This is a genomic window from Delftia sp. CH05, from assembly GCF_009827015.1.
Lineage (GTDB): Bacteria > Pseudomonadota > Gammaproteobacteria > Burkholderiales > Burkholderiaceae_C > Comamonas > Comamonas tsuruhatensis.
Window position 1 is genome coordinate 1 of sequence record NZ_WUMG01000087.1, and the last position, 5,491, is coordinate 5,491.

Annotated in this window: 6 protein-coding genes and 1 pseudogene; 5 read left to right on the plus strand and 2 right to left on the minus strand. The window is 56.1% G+C overall.

The window, feature by feature from the left end; translation table 11 throughout:
- Nucleotides 1-229 (minus strand): transposase (locus GRX31_RS30050; protein ID WP_160852539.1); only part of this gene is annotated, 229 nt, incomplete at its 3' end.
- A gap of 114 nt (nucleotides 230-343) precedes the next feature.
- Between GRX31_RS30050 and GRX31_RS30055 the strand changes: the two genes are divergently transcribed.
- From GRX31_RS30055 to GRX31_RS30065, 3 genes are all read left to right on the plus strand, one after another.
- Nucleotides 344-688: a hypothetical protein gene (locus GRX31_RS30055; RefSeq protein WP_160856207.1), complete on the plus strand. Its 345-nt coding sequence runs from the start codon at nucleotides 344-346 to the stop codon at nucleotides 686-688.
- 199 nt (nucleotides 689-887) lie between these two features.
- Nucleotides 888-2,027, plus strand: a complete 1,140-nt coding sequence (locus GRX31_RS30060) for a hypothetical protein (RefSeq protein ID WP_237426829.1) — start codon at nucleotides 888-890, stop codon at nucleotides 2,025-2,027.
- A gap of 329 nt (nucleotides 2,028-2,356) precedes the next feature.
- A complete protein-coding gene (locus GRX31_RS30065; protein WP_237426830.1) occupies nucleotides 2,357-3,190 on the plus strand; it encodes an IPTL-CTERM sorting domain-containing protein in 834 nt (277 codons plus the stop codon).
- Between the two features lie 11 nt (nucleotides 3,191-3,201).
- Here GRX31_RS30065 and GRX31_RS30975 read toward each other — a convergent pair whose 3' ends face one another.
- Complete coding sequence (locus GRX31_RS30975) at nucleotides 3,202-3,339, minus strand: hypothetical protein (protein WP_237426831.1); 138 nt, start codon at nucleotides 3,337-3,339, stop codon at nucleotides 3,202-3,204.
- 412 nt (nucleotides 3,340-3,751) lie between these two features.
- Here GRX31_RS30975 and GRX31_RS30985 point away from each other — a divergent pair, with 412 nt between their 5' ends.
- Both GRX31_RS30985 and GRX31_RS30075 read left to right on the plus strand, forming a co-directional pair.
- Complete coding sequence (locus GRX31_RS30985) at nucleotides 3,752-4,255, plus strand: hypothetical protein (protein WP_237426832.1); 504 nt, start codon at nucleotides 3,752-3,754, stop codon at nucleotides 4,253-4,255.
- Between the two features lie 872 nt (nucleotides 4,256-5,127).
- Nucleotides 5,128-5,491, plus strand: a pseudogene (locus GRX31_RS30075) (transposase); the annotation flags it as partial.

Sequence of the window (5,491 nt, forward strand, 5' to 3'; positions counted from 1 at the left end):
CGGGCACGACTGCCTCGCCAGCGGAGACGGCGGTCAAAGCACCTTGCCGTTCGAGCTTGCGCCACTGGAACAGCAGTCCAGCCGAAACGCCTTCCTGCCGAGCGACCAATGACACGCTCATGCCTGGTTCGTAGGTTCGGCGCACCAGCGCCGCCTTCTCTGCGAGAGACCAGCGCCTGCGGCGCTGGTCCTTCACGACTACCTCGATTGACTCCGTATGCCTAGTCATATGCACAGTCCTGTTCCTATCTTCAAAGATAAGCGATAGGACGGGGCCGGGGAATCAGGGGGCTATTTCAGCCTGGCCCTGCGGTGGTCGTCCCAAGCCTGCCAGCTTCGGGGGATGAGCAAGGAATACAAGCAGTTTCCGCAGTGGGAACGCATCGAGCAGTACTACAGGGTCGGCATCAAGGGCCTGAGGCAGATCGCAGCAGAGCAGGACATCAGCCAGGGGGGCGATCTGCAAGGCGCTGAGAGTGATGACTGGAGCTGGGTGCTGTCGGAGCGCATCCAGGACAAGGCCGAGCAGTCGGTACGCAAGGAGGCGGTACGCAGCGAGGTCTGCGCGGAACGCAGGGCGTCCGAGCGGCCCACGGCCCTTGTGCGCTCACTGCGACTGCCAAGAAATACGGCAGGACTGAGAGCCATTATTCGAACTCCTCGGCGCCCGAGGAATGATCGTTTCTGAATGGCTGGCTTAGCTTGAGAATAGATCCGCAGGTGGTGATGACTGGACAAAGCGTCAACTTCCGGAGGGTGCTCTGAGGCTATATTCCGTCTGCGGGAAGCTGCGTTCGTAACTTGAACGCATGCGCCTGGGAGGGCGTTTCATGCGTGCGCCTGAAGCTGTGTCAAGGCTTGCGATAAATATTCAGAGGAAATTGGCAATGGGTATCGCTTTTCGTCAGACTGAAATCAACATCAAGATTGCCAAGAAGCAAGGCAAGGAAATTTCCAAGCTTCTGCAGGACAAGGGATGGATTGCAGAGGATATGCCGTTGGATGCCGCAATGGCAGCTATTGGCTGGCATGGAAAATATCAAAAAACTCTGCTGACAATTGATGAGATTGATGTTGATAAAATAACCAAACAGGTATCCGAACAGTTTGAGGCGCTGGCTGCTTTTGTGCGAGATGGAAGCTTCGTCCGTTTTGAATCAGAGGAGAGCAGTAAAGACTACGCTCTATGTGTTTTCGAGGGGGGCAAGGCTCATGGCTATGGATGGTTGGGAACCCGTGAAAAACCCGCAGTGGTTGCCGCCATCGGAACTGTGCCCAGCGGTCCATGGAATGAGTATATTCATGACGAATCGCCTTCCCGAGAAAAGCTGACAGATCACCGCTATTGGGCGGTGATGGCCTGGAAAATGGCTGAGTACATTCAGTTCATTGCTCAGAGTTCCAAGAGCTTCAGTGCCAAAGATAAGGAACAAGCTTATTGGATCATCCGCGCTGGTGAGGCCGCCAGAACCACTTTACTGGGGACGCGTCCTTTGCTCGTTCAGGATATTCAGATGTATGAGAAGGATGTGAGTCAGATTCCGCGGCTCATTGCAAGCGACTTGCATGAGGTGAAACTGCGCTGGTTAAAAGGGCCGCGTAAGAAGTTAGCAGCGTTGGATTTTGACATCAATGCTGGTGAATTGCAGGCGCTCCTCCGCTACCGTGATACATTTGCGCCGACGAAAGAGTTATTGGTTGATGGACAGGAGGGTGTATATCAACCGGAAGTGCTTGAATTCTTAGAATGCCTGCGTGATGCGTCTTGGTTTCAGCAGCTTTGCAAGCTGGCGAAGGATGGCGATAAACGTACGGAGGTCATTCTGGAGTTTCACGGGTGGATGTCCGATGTAATGGAAACTGCCGATCTGAAGGAGCTTTTGTTTAAACTGCATTGGATTGCCTCCGCTGACAAGGGAAGCGCTGCCCTCGTTCCTGGTGTGAGCAGTGAAGAGATTTCTTCGTATATGGCTGGCGAAATCTACAACGCAATGCAGAGAATCAGCCAACTGGCCGCAATAAAGTAGGATGGCGGAGAGGCTGCTTTTGTCGGTGAAAGCACTTTGCTATCAACCAGCCTTGCGAAGCCTTGGCTCGCATGCGCCAGCACTGTCTTGCCAAGACTGACAGCCTCGAGGGAGTTCCGTCCGCGAGGTAGTGCATACCGCAGACCCCCTAAAGCGCCGCCGATGGCGGCATTGACCTGTTCGAGCTTGGCGTTATCTCCATCAATGTACCTCATGATGGGCGGCGGCGATGGCCCTGCTAAACGCGATCAAGTGAGACCGTGAATCAGAAGATGGATTAGCGATGCGCCTCCGGAATCGGGAACGGCAGAGCCCGTCCGCTGGAATTAATGCTGCGGATTCTTGCGCCAAACGCGAATGTTTTCTTGGTTGAAAACTCAATCATTAATTTTTTGTTTCTGTTGACAATGATTGACACTTTCAATCATTTCACTTGTGCGCACCTTGCGCTCAGGTTCAACGGAACTTGTCTGATGAAGTTTTCCCTTTGGCGATGTCTGGGTGGAGCAGGCTTGGCCCTCATGCTGTCCTCCAACGCAGCGGCCCAGTGGTCCTATCCACCGGGCAGCTCTCTGGTTGTCCCGCCGGGCGGGGCCGTGGACCTGTCCTGCTCTGCGCTGGACATGCAAGGAACCCTGGACCTGGGAGGCGCGCTGACCGTCGATTCTTCGGCTACGTTCGCAAGTACCGCCGCCATCACCAACAGTGGCGGAACGCTGTCGGTGGGTGGTGACCTGCAGATCAACGGATCACTGAATGCCGGCAACAACACGATCGAGCTGCGCGACGGCTGCGATCCGGGCAACACCAGCCAGCTCAGCGGCACTTTGGTCGTGCAGAACTTGACCATCAGGAGCAGCACGGGCCGCACCTTTGTGCTGCCTGTAGGGGCAAATATCACCGTGCTCGGGACGCTGACCGTCGAGGGAGTGCCTGGTCAGCCTGTGGTGCTGCAGGCTGCCAGCGGCACTGCGGTCATCAACCTGGGTCCCGGTGCGACGGTGGTACGCACCAATGCGACGGTTCCGCCCACTGTGCAGATCGGTGCAGGTCCCGGCCCATCGGCTGCGGCCATTCCCACACTGAGCGAGTATGGGTTGGTCCTTCTCTCTGTGCTCATGGGACTGGCGCTTTGGCGTCAGCGCCGCACTGCACAACGTTAGCCACTACACATTCAGACCATGAAAACCATGAAATTCACGCTGCGCTCTGTCTCTTTCGCCGCGGCCATCGTCTTGAGCGGCGCTGCAGTGGCGGCTCCTGGCGGCGCCGACATCACCATCACACCACCGGCCAATGGTGGATTCGTCATCAAGAACAATGCAGGCAATGCAGAGCGGCTCCGGGTGATGGAAACAGGCGATGTATATCTGCCCAACCTGTCCAATACAACGGAGGCTGGCAGCGTGGCCTGCTATGACGACGCGACGGGGCGGCTGGGCAAGTGCGCAGCAGGCGCGATTGTGGGGAACCCGGGTCCAACGGGAGCAACCGGAGCGACCGGTGCCACAGGACCGGCGGGCGCGACCGGAGCCCCCGGCCAGGCAGGACCGGCGGGCCCCACAGGTCCGATTGGCATTCAAGGCCCAGCGGGCCAGACAGGCGCTCAAGGCCCCATTGGTGCCACGGGCCTTCAAGGTCCGACGGGGGCGCAGGGTGATATTGGCTTGCCTGGTCCCACAGGTCCCGCAGGCCCTGCAGGCGCATCGGGTGGTAAAGCCATCATGAGCAGCAGCGCGAAAGGCATGGCGTTGACAACGATTGCGGGCGGCTTGCCCGGCAACGTTGCGGTCTTGCCGATGAATGGCTACGTTCCTGCTGCTGCAATGCAAAGTCTTATTGGTGGAAACCTAGACCTTACAGCACAGCAAGCAGCAGATGGAGTACCTCAATCATTTCCAGCTGATGGTGTGATAACTGGATTGACTGCGCAAATCCAGAACACCAGTGCATTGAGTTTGGTTGGAACTACTATCTCATTGCAGGCGCAACTTTATACATCCGTGGGTAATGTATTTTCGCCAGTGCCAGGAGCGGTATGCACAATGGCTCCTAGTTATACGGGGATTCTTACTATAGGTACTATTTCGAGCTGCATTGTTACTGGGTTGAGTATTCCTGTTACGTCTGGTACAAGAGGGGTTTTTGTAATTTCAGCAAATGCTTTTGGTCTTACTTTGGTAAATACTGTGAATGTCGTAGGGGGGGCATCGCTTGTAATGCAATAAAAGCCTTGTTTTAGTATTCACTGTGCTCTCAGATGCTGAAAAGTGTCTGAGAGTTTTTATTGAAAATTTCCTAAAAAGATTTCGATAATATTGCCGGGGTGTGGTTTTGATGAGAGAAGACAACGGGAACGTGTCGGAGCCGCACACAGGTCGACGATATTCCGGACAAGTGGCTAGGTACTGCAGTAGAGGAATGCTGCGCTGGAGGCATCAGCGAATCGTCACTACTGGGATATCTGCGTGGGCCAAGCCCGGAGCAAGCAGCTAACGAGCTATACGGTCCTTTTGCCTCGACTTGTCGATGCGTCTTTCTGCTGAAAGGCTTCTGAGCTTGCTAGGTCTGCCCCTCATCGGTCGGCACATTCAGACAGCCGGATCTAAGCACAATTAGAAGCGCAACTGAGCGAGCGATGCTGCATAGTTGCTACAGATGGTCGGGGGTATTCCTCTAAGTTACTGTCAGATAATGATTCTCTTCAAAGGTCAATTCAGTCCATCCTGGGCGCAACGGACATGCGCCACATGTTGGCGGGTGCTTGGGATTCGCGGTGTGTCATTGCTTCGATTGAAGTTTCTGCTGCGCATGCGCTTTTGTGCTTTGCACCATCGCACGCCTGTCTTTGCTTGCAGGTGACAGGTGAAATGCAGCCATGCATCGCGCGGTTCCGATCCCTAAGAAGGCGGCCAATCCATCTGTCGCCAGCCTGGGCAGGATGGTCGCCGTGCGGCGGCAGCGGCGCTGTAGAGGACGGTGGCCGCCGGTTCGGTCAAGGGGCAGGGCGCAGGCAATCCTAAATTATGTTAGGGAGGGTAAGAGTGGCTAACACCACTTCGTCACAGGCCCCCGCAGAGCAGTTATGCTCGCTGCCCTCATGGCACGACGACCTGTAAGCAAAGAACTGTGGCGACAGCTACAACCCCTCATCCCTGCCTTCGYACCTTCCGCCAAAGGCGGTGCGCGCAAGCTCGCAGTCAGCGATGAAGCCGCCCTCAACGGCATCCTGTTTGTGTTGCAAACAGGCATTCCGTGGGAAGACCTTCCCCAATCCCTTGGGTACGGCAGCGGCATGACTTGCTGGCGCCGCCTACGCGACTGGAACGCCGCTGGTGTCTGGGAGCAGCTGCATCAGGCCATGCTGACTCGCTTGCGTGAACATGACCAAATCGATTGGAGCCGGGCCAGCATTGATGGCTCCTCGGTACCAAGCCCCCGGGGGGCCAGGAAACGGGCCCAAA